Raw genomic sequence first — 25,868 nt, 5'->3', positions numbered from 1 at the left:
CCAAATTCATAGATTTCGAAAAGAAGGCCAGCTTTCGGGCTGGCTTTTTTGTGTCTAGTTTCCGTAGAGCTTCGGGGTCAGGCGGTCAGACCACAGGACTTTGCCGACGCCTTGAGAAAAACGCGCAAAGAATTTCACATATTGCGGACGCCCTAACAGGCGCAGCACGCAAAAGGCCAGACCGTTCGCGGTCAACTGAACCGTCCCAATCATCATCCAAAACAGCACCTTAGCGAGGCCTTTAATGCCCATATCGGCGGCGTTGCGTGATGGACTTTGTCCCCATGAAAAATTACGGCGCCAGATATAGCGGAGGGTCGCGCGGGTGGCGGGCACATGCTCCAGCGTTTTGGCTGCATTGCAATAAGCGATCTTTGTGCCGCCTGCCGCCAAATGCTCAAACAAGGCGTCATCTTCGCCGCCCGCTTCATTCAAGGCTGGGTCAAACATCGGGTCGGGGAAGGCGCAGCGCTGGCGATCTAGCAAACAATTCCCTGTTGCGATCCCTTTTTTCAGCAAGCCGTCTTCCATATCTCGCACGCGCGAATAAATCGGAATCATATAGCGCTGCACGGGGTTCGTTAGGTCTGGCACAGTTGCGATGGCGGGACCGAAAACGATGCCCGCGTCAAAGCGTTCTGCCGTTGCAATTAGGGGCGCAAGCCAGTGACCGTCTACATCGCCAATCGCTTCCATATCGTCGTCGAGAAAGACGATGAAACGACCCCGCGCATGGGCGACTGCGCCGTTCCGCGCATTGCTGACCCCTGGTTCTGGAACGTGGACGTAGATGATAGTCGCGTCACTTTGAGACGAAAAACTCTCAACATATTCACGCGCACTGCCAGCGGGATCATTATCGGCGACAATGATTTCGATCGGGCGACCATCTGCGACTTGACCGATCACGCTGGGCAGGGCTGTTGCGATCCCGTGTGGACGCTTATATGTCGGAATGACGATGGAAATGCCTTCGTCCCAAGATATACGTTTTTCGCTCATGTCTGTCTCCGAGCTATATCCAAGGCTTGCGCAACAGGCAGGACGATAGCTCCGCTTTCTTTGACCGTTTGTATCGTCCGTTTCAGATCAGCCGCTGTGCAGCCATAATCACTCGGCGTGTCGCGCACATCATGTGTGAACAAGACTTCCCATTGCGGGGCAGTGCTGTAGCTTTCGATGCGCGTCCGCGCCTCGTTCACGGCCTGCCCATGATATAAACGCATGGCAGGCGATAACCCTTCGTCAAAAGCTGTAGAGGAAGAACGATTGACCCCACGCGACAAATCAAATCGCTTGAGGAGGCGTTTTTTGAGTGCTGTCGTCACTTGACCATAGGGGTAAGCAAAGGTACGGCTGGGCGCGATGCCAAGGGCGTCCAGCTCGGCTTGATTGCGCACAATATCGGCCATGAACATATCTGGCGTCACGCGCAGCCCGTCTAGGTGACCGTAAGTATGATCACCGATCTCGTGGCCATTACGCGCCACCGCTTTGATGTCGTCACGGCTCATATGCAGTCCCATATGGTTCGTGATGTCGCATAGGCCGCAAGCCACATAAATCGTTGCCCGCCAGCCTTCCGCCTCAATCAATGGCAGAGCTGTCTCTACGACAGATTTGGGGCAATCATCGAAAGTGAAGCTGATTATCGGGCGATCCAGTTTTGGCGTCACGATCCGTTTATGACGATGGCGCGCTAGGCGGCGGCGCACGGCATCCACTTTGCCGGACTTGCTTTTATCAATATCAAGGGTTTCGATGTGCGGGGTCATGCGATCACCTCCCGCACGGGGGCAGGGCGGGTTAGAGCCTCCCCATACCATGACGCCCGCCAGAGTTTGAGTGCTGCCACGCGCCAGGACACGGGAAGAATGGAGTTTTTTACAAGCACCTTCAGAAGTGGACGCAGCAACCGCTGCCCTGGGATATGGCCGAGTTTCGTGGCGATACGGTAGAGTGCGAGGCTCTGCGCCAATTCCGGATGCTTTTGCGTGAAGCGCACATAATTTGGCCCACTTGTGCGGAAGCGAGAGAGGAGCGTATCTGTCGTCTCAAGCCCCAAATGCAGGGCAGGGTTATCGACGTGACGCAGCGTGAATCGTTTAGCGATCCGCGCGGCCCATTCGCTATCTTCCCAACCCCAGCCAGAAAATTCTGGATCGAAGCCTTCGGCCTCTAATGCTGTTTTGCGCACGCAGAGGTTAGATGTCGCGACGAATTGCGGGCCGGCTGCCTGACGCTCTGCGAGGGAGAGGCAATCGCTGGTTTGGGATAGGGCGCGGTGTAAGTCGCGGTCAGCATTAACGGCGCGGTGTTCGACGTGGAATCCGCCAAAAACAACGTCCGCCTCCGATTGGATCAACGTCAGGTAATCCTGTAAAAAGCTATCTTTCACGGGCCGCATGTCGGCGTCTAGAAACAATACCCAGTCCGCTCGCGCAGCGTCCTGCAAAGCATTCCGTGCGGCGCTTCGGCCTTTATTGACGGTCGCGGTGATGTTCATGGCTGGCAGAGTAAGGGTGGATAGCGCCGCGTTGACGGTGTCTTCAAGCGCAATGTCATCCGTGCCGTCATTATAGACGATAACTTCGACCTGGCCCGCAATGTGTGGCAAAGCGTCGAGCGCCAGCATCAGCGCGACGGGATCGTCTTTGAAATAGGGGATCAGCACGGAGAGCTTCGGCTTTGCTGTTATCCATTGTTCCGATGTCGTGATGCGCGGCGCGGTCATTCTGCGACCTCTGCCAGTTTAGGGCGGCGGAATTTCTGCCACACATCGCGGATGATATTTCGACAATTCGCGGCATTGATCAGCCAGCAGACGGTTAGGTAAACTCCTGCGCCGACAGAGGCTTTGATCAGCAGCGAGATCGGGCCATGCCACGCCTCTGGAATGGGCAGAGCGCTGACAGCTAGCCACATCACAGCGCAGGCCGCGGCAATTTCTAATGTCGCCCGCATGGGTAGGGGCAGCGGATAGCTACGGCGCGCCATGACAATCGCGATGATAAGTCCGAGGGCGTAGCTGATGACGGTTGCATAAACTGCGCCCATCAATCCGAATTGCGGGATCAGCCAGAGGTTTAGTCCGATATTGAGCAAGACTGGCGGCACCATCGCCCACGCGAAGGCGCCCGTTTTTCCCGACAGCATAAAGGCGCGCTGCACATAGTAATTCATAAACCCGTTGATCATGCCAGCAAAGGCGATCAGCGGCATGACGGTCACAGCTTCTGCCCTAACGGACTCGCCGAGGATGAAGCCAGCGTCTTGCGAAACCAGAGCGATGCCCGTGGCTGCGGGCAATGCGATCCAAAGCAGGGACGCGCCGTAGGTCTTCATAATCTCAATCGATTGCGCAGAGCCTTGCTTTTCAAAGGCTGTCACAGCCATTGGTGTAACGGCCATGGCGATCCAGATAAAAAGGATTTCGAGGCTACGATTGGCGAGGTTATAGCCTGCATTATACTGCCCCGCCGACGCTTCGCCCAATATCGCAGCGATGATGTAAACATCGGCTGAATTGAGTGCATATGTCAGCAGCAAAGAGAGACAGATCGGCATGCCGTAGGCAAAATAAATCTTGGTCTTATCCGCCTGATACGTTCCGCCCCGCATCCGCGTCAGCATGAAAGTGAGGTCAATCGCGATGAAGCAGATCAAGCCCAGCAGAATACCTACAAATGGGGCAACTTCCCGCAGCGGTGTAAATAGAACAAGCAGGATGCCGAGCGTAAAGCTCAGCAATGTTTGCCCTGAATAAGTGAAGCTATAGCGTTTGACGCGGTGCGCGGCTTTATGCGCTTCCATGCCGAGGTTAAAGATGATCTGTAGCGCGGTGGAGCCGAGCGCCACGGCCAGAACTGTCGTCATTTGCGGAGACAACGGCAGCAAGAACACGACTGAGATCAGAGTGATCCCGCCGATTAGTCCAGTTATGGCTCCGAGGGTATAGAGCGTTTTGAGGTGGCTGCGGACATCATTTTCGCGTTCGGCCCGCGCTTGGAACCGCGCCATGGCGGCCTCCATCCACGTAAAAATGCCCATATGGACAAACTGCACAGTGATCATCGCAATCGCGTAACGCCCAAATTCAGCCGAGCCGAGCAGGCGCGTCAGAACGACAATCGTGCCAAAGCTGACCACGATATTGGCCAGGTTGACAGGTAAATAGGCCAGCATAGACCGGCCTAGCATGCGGGTTGCCCCTGATATGCCGGTGTGCGGCTCACTAGCGGATGGCCTCGCTATCACCCAGCAGAACAGGCAAGGTCTTCAGCATGATATAGAGATCGAAAAGCGCATTAGAGCGTTCGATATATTCGACATCCAGCTTTACGCGGCGTTCCACGTCAGCGGCGTCATGGAGCGGGCCACGCGATCCATTAATCTGCGCCCAGCCCGTCATACCTGGTTTGACTTTATGGCGATGGGCGTATTCTTGAACCAGTTCGATGCTGGCTTTACCCGCTGTGCGCATGCCAACTGCGTGAGGCCGTGGCCCAACGAGCGACATCTCGCCTTTGAGGACGTTGAGGAGTTGCGGCAGTTCATCAATGCTGGTCTTGCGGATGAAACGGCCAATTTTTGTGACGCGCGCATCGCCTGCTTGCGTCTGCTGCGCGGCATCTGGGTCCGCCATGTCGTTGCGCATAGACCTGAATTTATAGACGTCGAACACGCGATTGTTAAAGCCATGGCGGGATTGTTTGAACAATACAGGGCCGGGACTATCGAGCTTGATCAGCAACGCGATCAGCGCCAGCACAGGTGCGCCGAGGACAAGTGCTGTCGCACTGATCCCGACATCCATCATACGTTTGATCGCTGTGTGACGGCCGCTTTTAGGATTGCCTGTGACGTCAGTCAGCGAGATTTCCGCGATTTCTGACACGCGCTGTTGCACATGGTTGAGGTTCTCAAATTCATCGACAACAAAGGCGATACGATTGGGCAGCAGGCGCACGCGATCAACAAAGTCTTTTTTCCGCTGGCTGGCCATACTCGGCAATGTCACCACAATGCGGTTGATATAGGGCAGGGCGTCCCAGGCGAGGAGGTCTTCGACTTGACCAATCACAGGCACACCGTGAATATTGTGGGGTGCGCGGGCGAGACGATCATCAAAAATCGCGAGAATGTTGAGTTCTTTCGTTTTGGCGTTTTCCTCAATAATGCGACGCGCACTCTCTGTTGCGCCCAACATGACGATTGTCGGAGCCAATGCGCCGCGCGCATGAAAGCGCTCAATTTGTTTGTGGTAGAGGGTATGCAATATGAGTAGCAGCGCCGTCGCGCCCAATCCCGCTTTCGCCAGTGCGTCTGGCAGAAACGTCTCTGGCCGCGTGATCAGAGCAATCGTCAGCCAGAGCCCCAGCGCAGAAAGGCTCGCAATCGCAACAGTCTTTAAATGCGCGGACAATCTCTCCGCTGGCCCAAAGTGATAAGCGCGGCAGGCATGCATCATCGCGATAAAGATCACACTGCCCAAAGCGGCAGCGGCAACTGGCGCCAGCACGCCGCGATTGTTAATCCCAATATAGCCGCCCCAAATGCCAAGTGTGATGATCGAAATCACGGCTAGAATATCCAGGCTGCGCAAACCAAAGCGGAGCGCATTCATATTGGTCTGAACTCTCGGGACTTGAACATCTGCAGTCGTTTTGCGCGCACGGCGGCGATCCACTTTTGGAGCGGTCTCAGCGGCACGCACGCGGCCAGAGAATTTGTCCAACGCAACTTCGCTCGGCGCTATAATGCCGCGCTTTTCGTCCTGTTGACGACCCGCACGCACACCTTTGGGTGACGCACCTCGACGCGCTGAATTCTGAATTGACATATATCCCACCTGTTCTTTGTCCCGCTCTTACACAAAATCCCCAAACATACGGTAAACGCTGGGGACTTTGCTCACGTCATGCGAGTATTGCGCCCAGAGTTTCACCATGTGCGAGAGTAGGGCAGATGACAGACGTTTATGGTAAATTTTGCGTTAATCGAAAAAAGCGCAGATGAAGCGACGTTATTACTTGCCCCCGCCCACCACTTTCTGTAGTCCCGCCAGCGGAGACGTGGCCGAGTGGTCGAAGGCGCTCCCCTGCTAAGGGAGTATGGGTCATAAGCCCATCGAGGGTTCGAATCCCTTCGTCTCCGCCAGCCTTCTTTATAAGTCATTGTTTTCAATGATTTATTTATCGTTAGAATCCAAATAGTCCCCCTCTGGGTCCCACTATCGTGTAGAAAATGGCCCCTCAAAAAATATTTTTGTGCGAGTTCATTTAAAGGCGTTTTGGGATGCTTGTGTGCAAAAAATCGAGCGTATTAAGAGAGTTCCTATATCCGTGTTCCGCTAGCGGTAATTTTTGAGACGGGGAAATCTCCAAAATCACATTCTCTGCGCTAACTTTGCGAGCCCATAAGCGTTGGCCTCATTAATAACTACTGTTTGAGAACGAAAACCGATGTCGATAAGGGCGGGAGTTTGAGGCTGAGCGAATTTGGGAGGCCGTTTGCCGATGTGTGTAGGCTATCAAATCCACCCAAATTCCCTACACCGCTTCCGCCATAATAACCAGAATCAGTGTTGAGTACTTCGCTCCAATGCCCAGCGATAGGGACGCCAACATGATAGCCTTCGCGTGGGATTGGCGAGAAGTTACAGACGATCAGGCAGGGCTGCTTTCGATCTTTATCCCAGCGAATATACGAAAACACATTGTCATTTTGCGCTCCGCCGTCGATCCAGTCAAAGCCCTCTGATACGCAATCCTGCTCATGCAGGGCTGGGTATGTTTTATATAGCGCATTCAAATCGGTCATGAGTTTTTGCGTATTGGCATGCTCAGGATATTGCGTCAGGTGCCAGTCCAGGCTCTGATCTGCGTCCCATTCTGCCGTTTGTCCAAATTCGCACCCCATAAAGAGCAGCTTCTTGCCGGGATGGGTCCACATGAATGCGTAATAGGCCCGCAGATTGGCATATTTTTGCCAGCGATCGCCAGGCATGCGGTCAATGAGGGAGCCTTTGCCGTGGACAACTTCGTCGTGCGACAATGGCAATATGTAATTTTCAGAAAAGGCGTAATCAATGCCAAAAGTCATCATGTGATAGTGATGGCGGCGGTTAATCGGGTCTTCGGACATGTAAGACAGCGTGTCATTCATCCAGCCCATATTCCATTTGAAGCCAAAGCCGAGACCGTCATGATTGGTCGGCGCCGTGACGCCGGGCCAAGCCGTGCTTTCCTCCGCCACTGTGAAAATGCCGCCCGGGACTCCCTTCAGTTCTGAATAGGCGTCGGCATTGAAGGTCTGCAGAAATTTAACGGCTTCCCAGTTTTCATTGCTGCCATCGGAATTGGGTATCCATTCGCCGTCTTCGCGGGAATAATCCAGATAAAGCATGGACGCCACCGCATCGACGCGCAGGCCATCTAAGTGATATTCCTCGAGCCAGAAGCGCGCATTTGAGACGAGATAGTTGACGACTTCCCGACGGCCAAAATTGAAGATCAACGTATTCCAATCGGGATGAAATCCTTTGCGCAGATCTGCGTGTTCATAAAGATGTGTGCCGTCAAATTGCGCTAGGCCGTGTTCATCACTGGGGAAATGTCCCGGCACCCAATCGAGAATAATGCCAAGCCCCGCAGCATGCACGGCATCGACGAAGGCTTTGAAATCATCTGGTGTACCGTGTCGGCGGGTGGGCGCGAACATACCGATGGGTTGATACCCCCAAGAACCGTCAAACGGGTGTTCTGTAATTGGCATCACTTCGATATGGGTGAAGCCAAGTTTTTTGACATAGGGAATTAATTGGTCGGCAAGTTCGGTGTAAGTAAGGTAATCATTGCCATCTTTACGCTTCCAAGACCCAAGATGGACTTCGTAAATTGACATGGGGACTTCGCGCGTGTGGCGCTCCCACCTTGTCGCAAGCCAATCCTGATCCTGCCATTTATAACCAGATAGATCGCGCACGACCGAAGCAGATTTAGGCCGCATCTCTGCGCCAAACCCAAAAGGGTCTGCTTTGAACGGTAGCAGCTTGCCCAGTTGATCGCGGAACACGTATTTATAAATTGCGCCGTCGCCGACATCTGGCACGAAAAGCTCCCATATACCGCTGCCGCCGCGTGAGCGCATAGGATGTTTGACGTCGCTCCAGAGATTAAAATCAGCGGCAACGCAGGCGCTACGGGCATTGGGCGCCCAGACAGCAAAGCGTGTGCCTTTTATGCCGTCTTGCTCCATGACATGTGCGCCGAGACAGCGAAAGGCGTGGGCATGGCGGCCTTCGGATAGCAGATATAAATCGAGATCACCGATAGAGGGGGCAAAACGATAGGGGTCTTCATAAATATGCGATAGCTCACCGAACCATGCGCGGTATCGATAGCCAGACTTTATTTTTGACGCGGGGATATCAGTCTCAAACAATCCTGCATCATGAATACGAGTTAGTGTCGCGATAGCTGTTTTGCCGCGAGGAGAGAGTATTTCGACCTTTTCCGCCCCAGGGGCGAATGTGCGCAAATGTGTTTTTCGTCCAACCCTATGGCGTCCCAGAACCAAAAACGGATCTGCTGACAGACCGTTTGCTATATCCTCAAATGCCGCTTTCATATGCACATTCCTATCATGGCGACAGGCTTATCAGAACGCGAGGTCAGCGTCCCAAATATCTTTGGCATAGCCCCGTATTGTCCGATCAGAGCTAAACCAGCCCATTTTAGCCGTATTCAAAATTGCCATTTCGGCCCATTTGGATTTATCCGCGAAAACACCGTCGATATGGCGCTGCATATCCCAATAGGCCTCAAAATCAGGCACGACTTGGAAATAATCGTGATGTTTTAGGTTGTCGAGAATGTCTTTGTAGCGATCGGTGTCGCCGTCTGAGAACGTGCCGTCCTCTAATTGGGCGAGGATTTGTTGAAAACGGGGTAGGTCTTTTATGATTTCCGAGGGCCGAGCGCGGCGATGTTGCCGTTCTGCCACTTCATGGGCTTCCATGCCGAAAATAAAGAAATTCTCATGGCCGACATGTTCGGCCATTTCCACATTCGCGCCGTCTAGCGTACCGATCGTCAGCGCGCCGTTTAAGGCAAATTTCATATTGCCCGTGCCAGAGGCTTCAAAGCCTGCTGTCGAAATCTGCTCAGATAAATCAGCGCCAGGTATGAGTATCTCAGCGGCAGATACGTTGTAATTTGGCAGGAAAATCACCTTTAGCTTATCACCGATTTCGGGATCGTTATTCACGACATTCTGCACATCAGTGATCAGCTTAATGATAAGCTTGGCAAGGAAATAGCTCGGTGCAGCTTTGCCGGCAAAGATTTTTACGCGCGGTTGCCAATCGCCTTTTGGGTTATCCTTGATGGCATTATAAAGCGCGATGGCCTCCAAGATGTTCATTAACTGACGCTTATATTCATGGATGCGTTTGATCTGTATATCAAACATAGCCGCAGGATTAACGCTAACGCCCGTGCGCTCCAACAGATAGTCGGCTAGGCGTTTCTTATTCGCCAACTTTACATCCATATATTTTTTCTGAAACGCTTTATCAGTCGCGAGTGGGGCAAGTTTTTCAAGCTGTTCCAAATCGGCGATCCACTCATTACCGATATTTTCAGTGATCAAATCAGAGAGGTGAGGGTTACATTCCAACACCCAGCGGCGCGGCGTAACGCCGTTCGTTTGGTTCACAATTTTGTCGGGATACATGATGTTTAAATCATGAAAGACGGTTTCCTTCATAAGCTCGGAGTGCAGGGCTGAGACGCCGTTCACTTTCCGCGCGCCGATAAAGGCAAGATTGCCCATGCGCACCCAGTCTTGCTGATGCGGATGAATGACCTGCATGCCTGCGATGATGTGATGTTCAAGCCCTTTTGCCATCGCTTCCTGATAGAAAGCGCCATCAATCATATTGATGATTTGCAGGTGGCGGGGCAGGATACGCTCAAACAAGCCTTTGGGCCATTTTTCCAGCGCTTCTGGCAGGAGTGTATGGTTCGTATAATGCAGTGTTTCACGCGCGATCTTCAAAGCGGCATCAAAACTGTAATCATATTTATCCATAAGAATTCGGATAAGTTCCGGCACGGCAATCGCGGGATGGGTATCATTGAGCTGAACTGCGACGTGATCCCCTAAATTATCTAGGCTTTCATAATTGGTGAAGAAACGACGGATCAAATCTTGCAAAGAGGCCGAGGTGAAAAAGACTTCTTGTTTCAGGCGAAGCTCCCGACCCTGTTCCGTATGATCGCCAGGATAAAGAACCTTAGAAACCGTTTCTGCCAAAATTTGCTGGCGCGCGGCGGCAATGAAATCGCCGTCGTTAAATTTCTTGAGGTTCATGCTCTCCGATTGCCGAGCTGACCATAGGCGTAGCGTATTGACATGCTTGCCTTCCCACCCTGCAATCGGCAGGTCAAAGGCAAGGGCTTGCAGTTGTTCTGTCGGCTTCCAAACTGTCTTACCGTTCTCATCCGTCACGACACTGCCGCCAAAATCGATATCATAAACGACCTCGGGGCGGCGAAATTCCCAAGCATTACCTTCAACAAGCCAATCTTCGGGCTCTTCCATCTGCCAGCCATCTTCCATATTTTGGCGGAAAATGCCGTGCTGATACCGAATACCATATCCCATACCCGCAACGCCAACAGTCGCCATGGAGTCCATGAAACAAGCCGCTAGTCGGCCTAGTCCACCATTTCCCAGAGCAGCATCTTGTTCGGCATGAAGCACATCATGAAAATTCACGCCTTTTGCCTCAAAGAAAGCGCGGGCTTCATCTGCAAGGCCTAGATTTGTCAGACTGTCTTCCAAGAGCCGCCCGATCATAAATTCCATTGATAGGTAATAGACGCGCTTTTGCTTGCGTTTGTAGATTTCACGCGTCGTATCAATCCAGCCTTCGACCATGCGGTCCCGCACAGCCAGTGACACAGCTACGCACCAATCGCGCGTGACGGCATGCGATATATCCTTCCCGACGGAATAGATTAAGTGGCGCAGAATGGAATCACCAAAGCTTTCTGTGATCAGATCTTGCGTATCTGCGAGTGTGTGGGAAACGGCTTTCATGGAATTCTCTTGATTTTCTGTGATGAAACGCTCTTGTTGACTGGTATGACAGCGCTGTCTGAATTTGGGGTCATAAAGTTCAAATATTCACGCGTCCAGTCATAAGCGCAACATGTGTCTTACTAAGGCGCTATTCTTGTGCTTTAAAACAAAAAAGAGGGATTTACCCTCAAATGGGAGGTGGCGATGCAAAATAAGGCATTATCTAAGAACCGGCGTCTTGCTGAACGGTCCATGGCTTTTATTCTGGCGGGTGGCTGGGGAAGTCGCCTCAAAGACCTAACGGAGAATCGTGCAAAGCCGGCTGTCTTCTTTGGCGGTAAATTCAGGATTATCGATTTTGCTCTATCCAACGCGATGAATTCGGGCATCAAACGCATCGGTGTCGCTACACAGTATAAGCAACATAGCTTGATACGGCACTTGCAACGCGGTTGGAATTTCTACCGGGCAGAACGTAATGAAAGCTTCGATATCATGCCAGCCTCTCAGACTATGTCTGATAATCGGTGGTATGAAGGCACGGCAGATGCTGTCTACCAAAATATCCATATCATAAATTCGCACTCCAATGTTGAATATGTCGTCATTTTAGCGGGCGACCATATTTATAAAATGGATTATGAAATCATGCTGGAAGAGCATGTCGACTCTGGCGCGGATGTGACGGTGGGGTGTCTTGAAATTCCGAAGACGAATGCGAGTGAATTTGGCATCATGCATGTTGACGATACTTATCGCATCACTGACTTTTTGGAAAAACCGGCAAATCCCCCCACTATGCCGGGAAGCGATGACACGTGTTTGGCATCGATGGGAATATACGTTTTCGACAAAAAATTCTTATTCGAACAATTACGGCGCGACGCTGCCGAAGAAGGGTCTGATCGGGATTTTGGAAAAAACCTCATTCCTTACATCGTTAAAAATGGGAAAGCGCAGGCGCATCGGTTTACCCAATCTTGTGTGCGGTCTGAAGGCGAGGAGGAATCCTATTGGCGGGATGTCGGTATTGTTGATGCCTATATGGAAGCCAATCTAGATCTGACCTCCTTTGAACCTGCGCTAAACCTATATGACAGTGACTGGCCAATCTGGACATATTCTGAACTCGCGCCAGGCGCGAAATTTATCCATGACGAAGTAGGGCGGCGCGGATCAGCCGTGAATTCAGTTATTTCCGGGGGCTGTATTGTGTCAGGCGCGCGAGTGGATCAATCGCTGCTCTTTACAGGTTGCTACATCCATTCTTATTCGACGCTGAAGCGCTGCATTGTTCTGCCGCATGTAGATGTGGCAGAGGTCTGCCAACTCACGAATGTGGTGATTGACCGCGGCGTAAGAATCCCAAAGGGCTTGGCAGTTGGCAATGATCCAGAACTGGACGCAAAGCGCTTCTATCATACTCAAAACGGCATTTGTTTGATTACCCAGCCCATGATTGATAATCTGGATATGTAAGGCAGGCATGCGCGTTTTATTTGTAGCTTCGGAATGTTTCCCGCTTATCAAAACAGGGGGACTCGCGGATGTGGTCGGGGCACTCCCACGGGCTCTCAATGCTCAAGGCGTTGATGTCACAGTTTTTCTGCCGGGATTTCCACCTGTCCTCAAAGGATTGAAGAAGAAAAAAGTTATAGGCAAGACCTTCGCGCTAGGCAGCGGGACAGCAAAGCTGATGGAAGGAGAAACGGACTCTGGCTTAAAAATCATCGCGCTGGACGCCCCAGAATTATTTAAATTTGAGGGCAATCCATATCAAAATCCAGACGGCACAGACAGAGACGGGAACGGCCTTCGCTATGCCGCTTTTAGTCGGGTTGCGGCCGATCTTGCTATAGGCCGCTATGGGGTCTCAGCTTTCGATGTGGTTCACGCTCATGATTGGCAAGCGGGTTTGGTCAGCGCCTATTTATCGACTGAAATGGCCCCGGTGCCCGCGTCCGTTCTGACCCTCCATAACTTGGCCTTTCAAGGCCTGTTTCCGAAAATGCTAATGCCTGACATTGGCCTGCCAGCAGATTATTTTGCCAAGGATAATCTTGAATACTGGGACAAAATTAGTTTTCTGAAAGCCGGTATTGTTCATAGTCACCATGTAACAACTGTTTCGCCAAGCTACGCGCTCGAAATCCAGACGAACGAGGGCGGCATGGGGTTTGGCGGTTTATTAAGAAGCCGCGGTAATGCCCTGTCGGGGATATTAAACGGGATTGATACCGAGGTTTGGAATCCTGAAACTGACCCAGATATAGCTGCAAATTTTTCCAGGACGAAACTCTCCGCGAAAGCCAAGAATAAGGCGCAGCTGCAAAAAGACATGGGATTGAAAGTCTCAAAAAACACGCCCTTATTTGCCGTGATTTCAAGGCTTACAGGGCAAAAGGGACTTGATCTGTTGGCGGATGCTGTGCCGCAAATCACGGCGTTGGGCGGACAGCTTATGGTGCTGGGTTCAGGCGATAGCGCGATTGAGTCGCAATTCTTAGCTAGCGCCAAGGCCAACCCTGACAGTGTCGCTTGCTTCATCGGCTATGATGAGCCTTTGGCCCACCGCGTTCAAGCTGCAGCCGACGCCATTATGATCCCGTCGCGGTTTGAGCCGTGTGGCCTAACGCAGCTCTGCGCCATGCGCTACGGGACTATTCCTGTTGTTGGTCGTGTAGGGGGGCTTAATGATACAGTGATTGATGCTAACCCCGCTGCCTTGGCGAAAAACTGTGCGACGGGCGTCCAATTTTCACCCATTGATCCGCATATGCTAGCCTCAGCCATCAACCGTACATTTGAGCTTTATGCCGCACCCAAAACATGGCGTGGTATGGCACAGAATTGCATGGCACAGGACGTAAGTTGGAAGAAGTCAGCGCAGCAATATGCCAATCTGTATGCGCGTCTTAAAGGGTAAGCTGAATCTATGACCCGCGACTTTCGCGTTACTCAGGGTAGCCCCGCACCGCTTGGACCGACTGTGGTGGAGCGCGGCGTTAATTTTGCACTGTTTTCGGCGCATGCCAGCGGCGTGACGCTCTGCCTGTTTTCCAAAACCGGAAAGCAGGAAATCGCGCAGATTCCTCTGACAGAAAAGACGGGTGATATTTGGCATGGATTTGTCGAAGGTCTGGAGGCCGGACAGCTTTACGGTTACCGCGTTGACGGACCCTATGCGCCGCATGACGGGCACAGATTTAACGCCAATAAACTCCTTATCGACCCATACGCCAAACAACTTTTCGGAGCGTTCGTTTTGGACGATGCGCTCTATGGTTATGACGTTAATTCTGCAGATCAAGACCTGAGTTTTGATACAAGAGACAGCGCGCCTTTCGCGCCTAAATGTGTTGTGGGGGAGATTGAATTTGAATGGGGTGATGATGCGCCGCCGCGCACGGTTTTATCAGACACAATTATTTATGAGTGCCAGGTCAAAGGCGTGACCAAGCTTCATCCAGATGTGCCCAAAAGACAGCGCGGCACAGCGGAAGGTCTTTCATCGCCTGCCATGATTCAGCATTTAAAAAAGCTAGGCGTGACAGCCGTTGAGATTTTGCCGCTTCAGAGTTTTTTCTCTGAACCGCGCCTCTTGGACATGGGGCTGACGAATTATTGGGGCTATAATCCCGTCAATTATTTCGCGCCACACAATGCCTATCTCGGCTCGAGCAAATCAAAATCTATTCAGACTATGGTCAAAGCGCTTCACGCGGCGGGCATCGAAGTCATCTTGGATGTCGTTTATAATCATACGGCGGAGAGTTGGGAACTCGGCCCAACACTGTCTTATCGCGGTATTGATAATAAAAGCTATTACCACCTCAAAGACGATAAGCGTTTTTACGAAAATTATACCGGCTGTGGCAATTCCTTCAACATGGCTCATCCGGCGGTCTTGGATTTGACGATTGCTAGCCTGCGATATTGGGTAGAGACCTATCATGTTGACGGTTTCCGGTTTGACCTCGGCCCGACCATGGGGCGAAATCCGACGGACTTTGATCGTGAGGCTCCTTTTTTCAAAGCGCTCGAAAACGATCCGATTTTGTCGAAGGTTAAACTCGTTTCTGAGCCATGGGACATCGGACCTGGCGGCTATCAGCTTGGCGGTTTCCCGCAAGGCTGGAATGAGTGGAACGATCAGTACCGCGATAGCGTATGAAGTTTTTGGCGGGTAGACAGCGGCGCACATAAAGACCTCGCCGGACGACTATTAGGCTCAGCGCAGAATTTTGATCATAGCGGACGAGGCGCCTTGTCGTCCGTCAATTTTATCACCTCTCACGACGGGTTTACTTTGCAGGATGTCGTGAGTTTCAACGACAAGCACAATCATGCCAATGGCGAGGAAAATCGTGATGGGCATGGTCATAATCTCTCTGATAATATGGGCGTTGAGGGCGCTACAGATAATCCGTCAATTATAGAAAATCGCCGCCGCCGCAAAATCAATATGCTCGCAACCCTTCTGCTCTCGCAAGGTGTTCCGATGTTACTGGCGGGCGATGAATTTGGCCAAAGTCAGGGCGGGAATAACAATGCCTATTGTCAAGACAATGAGATTGCGTGGCTAGATTGGACGAAGGGTGACGAAACACTGACCGAGGCCGTGGCAGAGCTAATTGGGTTGCGCGAAAAATTGGTTCACTTTGGTCAGGGTGAGTTTTTACACGGCGAAACGATCAATGCATCCCATGCTCAAAATGTGGTTTGGATAGATAGGTTTGGCAATACGCTGAAAGGCTCAGGATGGGAGGACGCTGACCATCAGGCGTTCGGCATGATGCTATCCGTGAACAATCACGGTTCGGTTTTGATGATATTTAATCGGGGCGAAGCCTCTGAATTCATTTTACCGATAGGCGATAAGTGGAGAATCGAATTTGCTAGCGCTGAATCTGAGTTGAGTGGAAAGTTGTGCCAAATTTCGCATGACAGCATAGTCGTTTTGAGTAGTGCATCATTGGCACTGCCACGAGATATTGCGTCGGCAAACATTGAAGAAGACGCAAGATTAGCTGGCATCATTCCTGAATTTTGGGATGTTTCTGGCCAGCATCATTTGGCATCGACAGAGACGAAGCGCGCAATTCTACAGGCGATGGATGGGTCTTTTGGGCAGGCTGCTGAACGCAAAGCTCGCGACGAAATAAAGCCCGTTTACGGCGCACAGGTCTTGAAAGAAGATGGGAAAGCTTGGGGCATCACTACAGCCCTTTATGGGCTGAGGTCCGAGCGGAATTGGGGTGTCGGAGATTTTGAAGACCTAGCTATCTTTGCCGAGGAGATGGGCCGTCAAGGCGCAGACTTTATAGGCATTAATCCAGTTCACGCGTTGTTTCCGAGCAATGCTGAACTTTATGCACCTTATTCGCCGTCCTCGCGCGATTTTTTGAACATCATGCACATCGCTCCCGATAAAATAGACGACCTAACCAATGATGATTTGAAAGCTTTCCAGCCTCATTTACGCAAGGTGAGGGGCACCGATTTTGTCGATTACCAAGCCGTTTATGATCTGAAATTCAAGGCCTTCGAAATTGCCTTCGAAAGATTTAACGCATTGAGCGCAACACATCCGCGCCGGAAGAATTTTGATAAGTTTACTGAGAGTGAGGGAGAATCCCTGCGTCTTCATGCAATTTTTGATGTTATTTTCGAAACACTTCCAAAAGCAAAACAGACCTATCAGGGATATAGGAATTTTCCCGACGAGCTAAATTCGCCGCACAGCGCGGCAACAGACAAATTCGCCAATGCGCACGCAGGCCGAATTAAATTTTACACCTACTTACAGTGGATTGCGCAGACCCAATTAAAAGAGGCGCAGGAACGGGCCATTGCGGCGGGCATGTCGATAGGCTTATACCTAGATTTCGCCGTCGGCGTGGTGCCAGGAGGGTCGGATGTCTGGCGGAATAAAGCGGCTTATGCGAATGATATAAGCCTCGGAGCGCCAGGCGATGCGGCCAATCCAGACGGGCAGGTTTGGAACCTCGTCCCATATGACCCGCATAAGTTGGCTGCGAATAATTTTGAGCCTTATCGATCTTCCTTACAGCGCATTATGCGACAGGCGGGAGCGGTCCGTATTGATCATATTTTGGGCCATATGCGAAGCTTCTGGATTCCAAATAAAGACGGTGCGGGCGGTGCCTATGTGCGCTATCCTTTGGAAGGTCTTCTTGAGATGATTGCAGAAGAGTCCCGAGTTGCAAAATGCATAGTTATCGGGGAAGATCTTGGCACAATTCCTGATGGGTTAAGACAAGCTATGCAGAATTACGATCTGATGGGATGCAGCATCGGAATTATCGAGCGGGATTCTAGCGGACAGCTTATCGCGCCGGGGCATGCGCGTGAATTGTCACTTGCGGCTTTTAGCAATCATGACTTTCCTACGCTCTCGGGGTTTTGGAAAGGCACGGATTTTGAGTGGCGGGCTGCCCTCGGAATTGCCTCGGACGAACAGGCCTTAAATAGAGAGCGCAATCAACGCGAACATGACAAGCAATTTCTGCGGTATCAGGCGGGCGATGAGGGCGCCTCAGACGCGTCGTTAACCGTCGATCTCGCCGCAAAACTCCACGCTATGCTCTCCCGCTCCCCCGCATTGGCAATCGCAGTGCAGTTTGAGGATTTACTCTTGCAGACCGCACAGCCAAATGTCCCAGGCACGACGCGAGAACAACCAAACTGGCGTCGAAAATATAGCGCCGATTTAACAACTACTACAGATCATCCGTCTGCCAAAACGATAATCTCTGCTATAAACTCGGCGCGCCCGCGCCAGACAGGATCGAAATGAAAGTTGTAAGAACAACACCGTTTAAGGATCAAAAACCTGGAACGTCCGGCCTTCGCAAAAAGGTGTCAGTCTTTCAACAGGCTGGCTATTTGGAAAACTTCGTCCAGTCGATTTTCGATGTCGTGGAAGATTTGCGCGGAGGGACAATAGTTATCGGCGGGGATGGCCGATATTACAATGACGTTGCGATTCAAATCATTCTATCTATGGCCGCAGCTAACGGCGTCAAAAAAGCTATAGTCGGGCAGAACGGATTATTTTCTACGCCCGCCGTGTCCCACATCATCCGTAAGTATAAAACTCAGGGCGGCATAGTTCTATCGGCCAGTCACAATCCCGGCGGCCCCAAAGGTGATTTCGGGATTAAGTTTAACGGCGAAAATGGCGGCCCGGCGAGCGAATCCGTCACAAATGCCATTTTTCAAAACTCGCTTAAAATCGATGACTATAAAATTTTAGACAAGTCTAAGATCGAATTGGGGGTGTGCGGCACATCAAAGCTCGGTGATATGGAGGTCGAGATTATCGACCCTGTCTCCGATTATGCCGACCTTATGGAGAGCCTCTTTGATTTCAATGCGATCAGAGATTGGCTAGCGTCAGGCCGAACGATGCGTTTTGATGCGATGCATGCTATTACGGGCTCTTATGCCAAGGCGGTTTTCGTGGAGAGATTGGGCGCACCTGAGACCGCTTTGATGAACGCAACGCCTTCCCCAGATTTTGGCGGCGCTCATCCTGACCCTAATCCCGTATATGCCAAAGATTTATTCGACACTATGTTCGCAGATAATGGGCCCGATTTTGGTGCGGCGTCTGATGGAGATGGCGATCGCAATATAATTCTCGGTAGAGGCATTTTCGTCTCGCCTTCGGACAGTGTCGCCGTGATTGCCGCCAATGCGCATCTTGTGCCTGCCTATAAGACCGGGATAGCGGGCGTGGCGCGGTCCATGCCGACCAGCGCCGCTCTGGACCGCGTGGCTGAAAAACTGGGGATTGAGTATTTTGAAACGCCAACCGGGTGGAAGTTTTTCGGCAATTTATTAGATGCGGGACGCATTACAATTTGCGGCGAAGAAAGTGCGGGGACCAGTTCGGACCATGTGCGGGAAAAAGACGGTGTTTGGGCCGTATTGGCATGGCTGAATATCTTGGCTGTGCGCAACATGTCCGTTCAAAATATCATGCTTGATCATTGGAAAACTTACGGCCGTAATTTTTATGCGCGGCATGACTATGAAGGCGTCGAGGTCGAGAAAGCCCATGCGGTTATGGAGCATATTAGGACGCAGCTCGACACTCTACCCGGGCAAAGTTTTGGAGCGGAGACTGTCAAATTTGCCGACAGCTTTACCTATCACGATCCCATTGATGGCTCAGTATCAGAAAACCAAGGTTTGCGAATTGGTTTCGAAAGCGGGAGTCGTTTTGTCGTGCGCCTTTCAGGAACTGGCACGGTTGGCGCGACTCTCAGGCTGTATGTCGAAAAATATGTAACTGATCCCGATAGGCTCAATGATGATAATCATACAGCTCTCGCCGATATTGTCACGATTGCCGAAAAAATTACAGATATTCACAATCTGACGGGTCGCGATAAGGCAAGTTTGGTCACTTAGGCTCGAAATAAAACCCTTAGAAATACCGGTAAGATTTTCGCTCCGAATGAGCTTTGCGACATGATTTATGTCGACAAACCGCGGTGGGTATGTAAAAAGATGTAAAATTTACAATATATTACATTCGGGGACATTATGACAATTTCGGCGACAACTCCTGCGACTGTCTCGGCGCGACACAAGCCGCATCTCGGGTTTTTCCAAATCTGGAATATGGCGTTCGGATTTTTCGGGCTGCAAATCGGCTTTGCGCTTCAGAACGCGAATGCAAGTCGGATTTTCCAAAGCTTGGGTGGAGAGTTGGATGCGTTGCCACTCCTCTGGCTTGCGGGGCCTGTGACGGGACTTCTTGTCCAGCCGATTATTGGGTATATGTCCGACAAAACATGGGGCAGATTTGGTCGCCGCCGCCCGTATTTTTTCATAGGCGCTATTTTTGCTTCATTGGCGCTGCTGGTGATGCCGTATTCACCTTTATTGTGGATCGCGGCGGGCTCGCTCTGGATATTAGATGCGTCCTTAAATATTTCGATGGAGCCTTTTCGGGCGTTTGTGGGAGACAATCTATCTACGAAACAACGCACTTTGGGCTACGCTATGCAGGGCTTTATGATCGGCGGGGGCGGCTACGTTGCGTCCAAGCTTCCGAACTGGCTGACAGCAATGGGCGTTGCAAACACATCGGATGCGAACCAAGTGCCAGACTCTGTGAAATTCGCTTTTCTCATCGGCGCAGGGTTGCTGTTTTTGACAGTATTGTGGACGATTGTCACAACCAAAGAATATACGCCTGAAGACCTTGAGGCTTTCGACGCCGCTGATAATTCGGAGCTCGCGCAGGCTCGTCGCGACGTTCGTGAGGTTCCGCCGTCAGCTTTCTTTTTTAAATGGGCAGCCGTCGTTATCGGCTTGGGATCTGCGCTGGTGCTTTTGGTTTTGATGGGACGCACAGATAAGCAATTTGCGGTGTTTGCCTCGGCCTTGATCTTCTTAGGGCTTCTCTTTTTGATCACGGCTGCGCGATTAAAATCGGGGAAGGGTGCGGGTATGGTCGGTACGCTGATGGGTGATTTGGTCACCATGCCGACAGTGATGAAGCGTCTAGCGGCTGTGCAATTCACAACATGGTTCGCCTTCTTCATCATGTGGATTTACTTAACTCCCGCCGTGACGTCTTACCACTTCGGCGCAACAGATGCAGGGTCAGCTGCTTACGGCGAAGGTAGTTTGGCCGTGAACAATATTTTCGCGATATACAGCATTGTCGCGTTTTTATTCAGCTTATTGATCCCAATCATCGTGAGATATGTTGGGTTGAAGCTGTCTTATGCCTTGGCTCTTGCGATTGGCGGCATGGGGGTTATGTCGATTTTCTTCTTCAAAGATGCGGGGATGTTTTGGCTGTCTGCCACGGCGATTGGGATTGCCTGGGCTTGCGTGCTGACACTGCCTTATTCGATTTTAGCAGACGCCTTACCGCCTAAAAAAATGGGCACTTATATGGGCATATTTAATTTCTTCATCGTGATCCCACAAATTGTCGTCGGCACAATCATGGGGCCTATTGTGAAAACATTTTTGGGGAATGAGGCCATATATGCTCTGGTCGTTGGCGGCGTTGTTATGATGCTTGGTGCTTTGCTTCTTGTCTTCGTGCCGTATAAGAAGCCCGTCACTTAAGGCTGGAAATCATGGCAAAAAAACTCGACTCGAAGATTTGGCGCGGATAGCGGGCGTCTCTATTGCAACAGTCTCGCGTGCGCTAAATGATAGCCCATCTGTCAACGAGCAAACCAAACGCGAAATTTGGAAGCTTGCGCGAGAGCATGGCTATAATCTACGTCCGACAATGCCGACCTCTTTGGAGCGGGCCAATGCGACGATCAGCATTATCATTCCGCCGCCTCAAGGTCGTGAAGGCTGGCTGCGCGATCCCTTTTTTCAAGAGCTAATTGGCGCGGTTGGCGAAGCGGCACGCGACCGTAAATGCGATCTGCTGATCTCTCACGCTGCTCCGCAAAATTATGATGATCTCTCCCGCTTGTTAGAATTAAATCATTCGGAAGGCGTCATTATTTTGGGGCAGAGTTTTCTGCACGAGCGGCTAAATCGCCTCGTGGGTCATCCAACGAAGTTTGTCGTTTGGGGTGGCGATTTACCCGGCCAGAGATATTGTTCTGTCGGCACAGATAACGTGCGCGGTGGTAAAAGAGCTACAGCGCATTTGCTGCGTCTCGGTCGGCGGAGAATAGCCTTTTTTGGCGATACGGAAGCCCCCGAAATTGGACAGCGTTTTGACGGCTATCGTCAGGCGTTGGAGGAGAAGGGGCTAAAGCTAGATGAAAACCTCGTCTCGCCCGCGCATTTTAAAATAGAAAGCGCAGAGGTCGCCGTTGACGCCTTGGTCGCAAGCCAACAAAGTTTCGACGCTATTTTTGCCAGTAGTGACTTGATCGCGCTCGGCGCTATCCGCGCTCTACAGCGTCACGGGATTTCTGTGCCAAGGGACGTTTCCGTTGTCGGCTATGATGACGTGCAACTTGCGCGCTATAATCGACCCGCTTTGACAACCATCCGCCAAGATCTTTCCAAGGCTGGTAGCCTGATGGTGGCTAAGCTGCTGAACGCGTCCCACCCGCAAGACATGGTGTCCGAACGCTTGCCAACCGACCTGATTATGCGCGAGTCCTGCGGCGGCTAGAGAGGCTGGCTGATAACGCCGCTATAGGCTGGTAACTGGCCGTTCGTGACAGCTTCGCCCACGCAGATTTCGGCTGAAAATTCCAAGCCCTCTGGTAATGAATGGTCTGTATCCGTGAGGTTGAAAGCACAAATTCGCGTTTCGCCTTCATGCGTTCTTTGCAAAACTAGAAGCTCTGGCGTGCTGTCCAAAAATTTGATCTCGCCAATACGCAGCGCGGAGCTGTTATTGCGGCATGCTATGATCTGACGGTAGAAGTTCAAAACTGAATCTTGTGTGTCATTTTGTTTCGCAACCGTCATTTCAAGGTGGCGATCATCGACAGGTAGCCACGGTTTCTCTGTTGAGAAGCCAGCACAACGATTGGCCTGCGTCCACGGCATAGGCGTACGCGCCCCGTCGCGGCCCAAAGTTTCAGGCCAATTTGTGATCGCTTCGGGGTCTTTTAAGTCTTCAAACGCAACATTTGCCTGCGGCAGGCCTAATTCTTCGCCTTGATAGATAAAGATATTTCCGCGGAAGGAAGCCAGCACCGCAGCCAAGAGTTTGGCATAGCGTTCCGTGTCGCAGCTTCCACGCCAGCGAGAGACTGCACGCGGGGCATCGTGATTGGAAAAGGCCCAGCTGGGCCACCCTTCATTTGGTTCGCCGGGCCATTCGGACAGCGTATTGCGGATCAACTCGGCTGACAGAGCAGGGGCGTATAGGAAATCAAACGCGTATGCAGAATTCAACCGCTTATCCCCTTGCGTGAAGGCTTTCATCTCGTCCATTGGGAAGGGGCCGCCAACTTCTGCGACTGTGAAGCGCCCCGGATAACCATCAATGACGCGCCGAATAGATTCGAGAAATTTCGGAATGTCGGGATGGGACATAGAATTCACGTGGCGCTGAAAATCGAAAGGCCGTGTAGGGGGGCGTTTAAAGACTGTCTCGACAGGATTATCTTTCAGCTCTGGATCGTGCATGCCAAAATTTAACGCATCCAGGCGGAAGCCATCAACGCCGCGATCAAGCCAGAATTTTGTGACACCAAGAATGGCCGTCTGAACGTCTGGATTATGCAAGTTTAGATCGGGTTGTTCGACAAGGAAGTTATGCAGGTAATATTGCCCACGCCGCGCATCCCATTGCCAAGCTCCCATGCCAAAAACGGACTGCCAGTTATTGGGCGGTGTCCCGTCTTCATTCGCGTCCGCCCAAACATACCAATCTGCTTTAGAATTGGTGCGGCTCAATCGACTTTCTTCAAACCAAGGATGTTTGTCAGAGCTGTGAGAATATATCTGATCAATGATAACCTTTAGGCCCAATTCATGAGCCTTATCAATGAGTTGATCAAAATCAGATAAAGCACCAAAAACCGGGTCAACGTCGCAGAAATCGGCGATGTCATATCCAAAATCTGCCATAGGTGATGTGAAAAAAGGTGACAGCCAGATACCGTCCACGCCCAGCGAGGCGATGTGGTCCAGATGTTCGATCACACCTTGCAGATCACCAACGCCGTCGCCATTGCTGTCCTTAAAACTGCGCGGATAAACCTGATAGATCGCTGCGCCCTTCCACCAAGTCGTGTCATCACGCGTGGCAGAAACGTAATGACCGTCTTCATCAAAGCTATGGCTAGTTTCGCTAATGTCTTCACTCATGTTCATATCTATTTCTCAAACCGTGAGGCTGGCGTCGCGGACCGACATATAACGAGGTCAAATGGTGCAATGTTTAGACTGATATTGCCAGTCGTATTCAGGGCAGGGCAATCGCCAAGGAGCGGAGTCATATCGGACGAGCTTGCATCAATGCTGATATTGACTGTCCGTGCATTCGGGCTCGTATTAGCCGCGATGAGGTATTCATGCCCTGTGTCGGGATCAAAGCGAGAGAATGCAAATACGCCACCGTCTTTTTCGGTCAGGCGTGACTGCATATCCCCGCGCGACAAAGCAGGATGCGCGCGGCGAATAGCGGCCGTCTTTGCGATATATCTATAGAGCGGGTGAGCGGTATCGAAATTACTATCAGCGGTCGTCGCCTCGGTCCCGAGCAAATCATTGTCATTGTAGACATCCACTTGGCTTGGAAACATATTTTCCCGCGCACTTTGATCATTCCCGTCAGATACAAAGCCCTGCTCATCGCCTGAATAGATCACAGGCACACCTCGCATAAACATCATCAGACCGTGGGCTAGCTGTGTGCGGGCCAAAAGTTCTGCCTCTGACATCTCGGGGTTTTCAATCTTCACCATGCCAGCAAAGCGTCCCATATCGTGATTGCCCAAGAATGTCGGCTGCGTGCGGCCTTGTTTGGTTGCTTCGCCGTATAGCGCGTCGGCGTCCAAGAATCGATCAAAGCGATCTGTGCTGGATTTGCCACTGACAACATCAAACACGGCGGTCTGGAAGCCGAAGTCTAAGACCTGATCAAACCCGTCAACACGCGTAAAACGGGCAAGGGCGGCAGGGTCAGGATCATAGACTTCACCAAACATGTAGAAGTTTGGAATACCTTGAGCGGCGGCATGCTCTTTCATGGCGGGCAAGAATTGTTTCCAGAAGTTTGGGTTGACGTGGCGCGTGGTATCGATCCGAAAGCCGTCCATTTTATAGTCTGTGATCCAGCCTTTAAAAATATCGATCATGCCGTCGACGACCATAGGATGCTCTGTAAATAGATCGTCAAGGCCTGAAAAATCGCCGTAAAGGCTACTCTCGCCCTCAAAGGTCGTTTCGCCGCGATTGTGATAATATTTGACATCATTGAGCCAAGCTGGCGTTTTCACATTTTCTTCGCCAGCTGGAATATATGGCTGATAGGCGTAATCAGAACGCTCTAATTTGGCGAAATTCTCTTCTGTTTGGTGTTGGACTTCATCGCCTAAAAAGCCCTCATTGATGGCGTCCCCCGTGACGTCGCCGCGCGTTGTATACGGATAATCAGCGACGCTGCGATAATCACAGCTCTCAACTTTGTCAGCGCCTTTATACTCAGGATCATAACATTCGCGGTAGGAAATGACGTCGGCTGTATGATTGGTGATGATGTCGAGATAGACTTTGATGTTTCTTGCGTGCGCCGCATCAACGAAAGTTTTTAGCTCTTCATTCGTGCCGAGGTGAGGATCAACAGAGGTGAAATCCGTAATCCAATAGCCATGATACCCCGAGCTTTCTTGCCCAGGTCCACCCTGAACGGGTTTGTTCTTATATATCGGGCCAAGCCAGATCGCGCTGGCGCCAAGACCTTCTATGTAATCGAGTCGCTCCGTTAGGCCTTTCAAATCACCGCCGTGGTAAAACCCTTTGTGTGTGGGATCGAAGCCATGATCGAGCTTGCCGCCAGGGAAGCCGCCTGTGTCATTCTCAGAATCTCCATTTTCAAACCGATCTGGCAACATGAAGTAGACGACATCATCTTCAGGGGGGCGCGTCAGATAATTGGAAAACTGTGTTGTTTCAGAGGCTTGAGGGGCGGCTTGCGTGGGGGCTGTTGAAGTTTGCGTTTGAGGCTTAGCCTCGTTTGCAGTGGTGCTGTCAGGCTGCGCTTGGCAGGCGATCACCAAAACGCTGGCAGAGGCGGTCAGTAAAATTCTGTGCAGGCGGGGCATCGGTTTGGAATGTCTTTTTGGCAT

At 51.4% G+C, this 25,868-nt stretch carries 16 protein-coding genes and 1 tRNA gene; 8 read left to right on the top strand and 9 right to left on the bottom strand.

The genetic code is table 11. The features are described 5' to 3' along the window. Positions 1-54: 54 nt before the first annotated feature. From AB8615_RS07455 to AB8615_RS07435, 5 genes are read right to left on the bottom strand one after another with little or no spacing between them, the layout of a single operon-like run. Positions 55-1,002, bottom strand: a complete 948-nt coding sequence (locus tag AB8615_RS07455; protein ID WP_409431984.1) for a glycosyltransferase family 2 protein — start codon at positions 1,000-1,002, stop codon at positions 55-57. Continuing rightward, positions 999-1,775, bottom strand: coding sequence for a polysaccharide deacetylase family protein (locus tag AB8615_RS07450; protein ID WP_409431983.1), 777 nt, complete (start codon positions 1,773-1,775; stop codon positions 999-1,001). Before AB8615_RS07450 ends, AB8615_RS07455 begins: the two co-directional genes overlap by 4 nt. Continuing rightward, positions 1,772-2,734: a glycosyltransferase family 2 protein gene (locus AB8615_RS07445; protein WP_409431982.1), complete on the bottom strand. Its 963-nt coding sequence runs from the start codon at positions 2,732-2,734 to the stop codon at positions 1,772-1,774. Before AB8615_RS07445 ends, AB8615_RS07450 begins: the two co-directional genes overlap by 4 nt. Beyond that, a complete protein-coding gene (locus AB8615_RS07440) occupies positions 2,731-4,200 on the bottom strand; it encodes a lipopolysaccharide biosynthesis protein (RefSeq protein ID WP_409431981.1) in 1,470 nt (489 codons plus the stop codon). Before AB8615_RS07440 ends, AB8615_RS07445 begins: the two co-directional genes overlap by 4 nt. A 34-nt stretch (positions 4,201-4,234) precedes the next feature. Beyond that, positions 4,235-5,842 carry an exopolysaccharide biosynthesis polyprenyl glycosylphosphotransferase gene (locus AB8615_RS07435; RefSeq protein ID WP_409431980.1) on the bottom strand — a complete coding sequence of 536 codons (1,608 nt, stop codon included), beginning with the start codon at positions 5,840-5,842 and terminating at the stop codon, positions 4,235-4,237. Between the two features lie 226 nt (positions 5,843-6,068). Here AB8615_RS07435 and AB8615_RS07430 point away from each other — a divergent pair. After that, a tRNA-Ser gene (locus tag AB8615_RS07430) sits at positions 6,069-6,159 on the top strand. 282 nt (positions 6,160-6,441) lie between these two features. Here the strand turns inward: AB8615_RS07430 and glgB are convergent. Then, entirely contained in the window at positions 6,442-8,631 is a 2,190-nt protein-coding gene (gene glgB, locus AB8615_RS07425) for a 1,4-alpha-glucan branching protein GlgB (protein ID WP_409431979.1), read from the bottom strand. Positions 8,632-8,661: 30 nt separating this feature from the next. Then, positions 8,662-11,109 (bottom strand): glycogen/starch/alpha-glucan phosphorylase, encoded by a 2,448-nt coding sequence (locus tag AB8615_RS07420; RefSeq protein ID WP_409431978.1) that lies wholly within the window; start codon positions 11,107-11,109, stop codon positions 8,662-8,664. 186 nt (positions 11,110-11,295) lie between these two features. On the opposite strand from AB8615_RS07420, the gene glgC reads away from it, so the two are divergent. From glgC to AB8615_RS07385, 7 genes are all read left to right on the top strand, one after another. Continuing rightward, positions 11,296-12,570, top strand: a complete 1,275-nt coding sequence (gene glgC / locus AB8615_RS07415) for a glucose-1-phosphate adenylyltransferase (RefSeq protein ID WP_418152054.1) — start codon at positions 11,296-11,298, stop codon at positions 12,568-12,570. A gap of 7 nt (positions 12,571-12,577) precedes the next feature. After that, positions 12,578-14,017 (top strand): glycogen synthase GlgA, encoded by a 1,440-nt coding sequence (glgA, locus tag AB8615_RS07410; RefSeq protein ID WP_409431976.1) that lies wholly within the window; start codon positions 12,578-12,580, stop codon positions 14,015-14,017. Positions 14,018-14,026: 9 nt separating this feature from the next. Next, positions 14,027-15,265, top strand: a complete 1,239-nt coding sequence (locus AB8615_RS07405; protein ID WP_418152052.1) for a glycogen debranching protein — start codon at positions 14,027-14,029, stop codon at positions 15,263-15,265. A 93-nt stretch (positions 15,266-15,358) separates the two neighbouring features. Then, entirely contained in the window at positions 15,359-17,911 is a 2,553-nt protein-coding gene (malQ, locus tag AB8615_RS07400; protein ID WP_418152050.1) for a 4-alpha-glucanotransferase, read from the top strand. Continuing rightward, complete coding sequence (locus AB8615_RS07395; protein WP_409434079.1) at positions 17,902-19,533, top strand: alpha-D-glucose phosphate-specific phosphoglucomutase; 1,632 nt, start codon at positions 17,902-17,904, stop codon at positions 19,531-19,533. The genes malQ and AB8615_RS07395 overlap by 10 nt, the downstream gene beginning before the upstream one ends. 135 nt (positions 19,534-19,668) lie before the next feature. Further along, positions 19,669-21,213, top strand: a complete 1,545-nt coding sequence (locus AB8615_RS07390) for an MFS transporter (RefSeq protein WP_409431974.1) — start codon at positions 19,669-19,671, stop codon at positions 21,211-21,213. A 37-nt stretch (positions 21,214-21,250) separates the two neighbouring features. Then, on the top strand, positions 21,251-22,234 hold the full coding sequence (locus AB8615_RS07385; RefSeq protein WP_418152048.1) for a LacI family DNA-binding transcriptional regulator: 984 nt from the start codon (positions 21,251-21,253) through the stop codon (positions 22,232-22,234). Here the strand turns inward: AB8615_RS07385 and AB8615_RS07380 are convergent. Together AB8615_RS07380 and AB8615_RS07375 are read right to left on the bottom strand one after the other, a co-directional pair. Then, positions 22,231-23,886, bottom strand: coding sequence for an alpha-amylase family glycosyl hydrolase (locus tag AB8615_RS07380; RefSeq protein ID WP_409431972.1), 1,656 nt, complete (start codon positions 23,884-23,886; stop codon positions 22,231-22,233). The genes AB8615_RS07385 and AB8615_RS07380 overlap by 4 nt on opposite strands. 8 nt (positions 23,887-23,894) lie before the next feature. Then, positions 23,895-25,844, bottom strand: a complete 1,950-nt coding sequence (locus AB8615_RS07375) for an alpha-amylase family glycosyl hydrolase (protein ID WP_418152046.1) — start codon at positions 25,842-25,844, stop codon at positions 23,895-23,897. Between the last annotated feature and the right edge of the window lie 24 nt (positions 25,845-25,868).

Origin of the sequence: Litorimonas sp. RW-G-Af-16, from assembly GCF_048319245.1 — a bacterium.
Lineage (GTDB): Bacteria > Pseudomonadota > Alphaproteobacteria > Caulobacterales > Maricaulaceae > Litorimonas.
Note: the sequence above shows the minus strand (reverse complement) of the source record. Positions and strands in the feature narration are given on the sequence as shown.

Excerpts from the sequence above, each read along its gene's own strand:
- AB8615_RS07455 (WP_409431984.1), bottom strand. The coding sequence starts at position 1,002 with ATGAGCGAAAAACGTATATCTTGGGACGAAGGCATTTCCATCGTCATT.
- AB8615_RS07450 (WP_409431983.1), bottom strand. The coding sequence starts at position 1,775 with ATGACCCCGCACATCGAAACCCTTGATATTGATAAAAGCAAGTCCGGC.
- AB8615_RS07445 (WP_409431982.1), bottom strand. The coding sequence starts at position 2,734 with ATGACCGCGCCGCGCATCACGACATCGGAACAATGGATAACAGCAAAG.
- AB8615_RS07440 (WP_409431981.1), bottom strand. The coding sequence starts at position 4,200 with ATGCTAGGCCGGTCTATGCTGGCCTATTTACCTGTCAACCTGGCCAAT.
- AB8615_RS07435 (WP_409431980.1), bottom strand. The coding sequence starts at position 5,842 with ATGTCAATTCAGAATTCAGCGCGTCGAGGTGCGTCACCCAAAGGTGTG.
- glgB (WP_409431979.1), bottom strand. The coding sequence starts at position 8,631 with ATGAAAGCGGCATTTGAGGATATAGCAAACGGTCTGTCAGCAGATCCG.
- AB8615_RS07420 (WP_409431978.1), bottom strand. The coding sequence starts at position 11,109 with ATGAAAGCCGTTTCCCACACACTCGCAGATACGCAAGATCTGATCACA.
- glgC (WP_418152054.1), top strand. The coding sequence starts at position 11,296 with ATGCAAAATAAGGCATTATCTAAGAACCGGCGTCTTGCTGAACGGTCC.
- glgA (WP_409431976.1), top strand. The coding sequence starts at position 12,578 with ATGCGCGTTTTATTTGTAGCTTCGGAATGTTTCCCGCTTATCAAAACA.
- AB8615_RS07405 (WP_418152052.1), top strand. The coding sequence starts at position 14,027 with ATGACCCGCGACTTTCGCGTTACTCAGGGTAGCCCCGCACCGCTTGGA.
- AB8615_RS07390 (WP_409431974.1), top strand. The coding sequence starts at position 19,669 with ATGACAATTTCGGCGACAACTCCTGCGACTGTCTCGGCGCGACACAAG.
- AB8615_RS07380 (WP_409431972.1), bottom strand. The coding sequence starts at position 23,886 with ATGAGTGAAGACATTAGCGAAACTAGCCATAGCTTTGATGAAGACGGT.
- AB8615_RS07375 (WP_418152046.1), bottom strand. The coding sequence starts at position 25,844 with ATGCCCCGCCTGCACAGAATTTTACTGACCGCCTCTGCCAGCGTTTTG.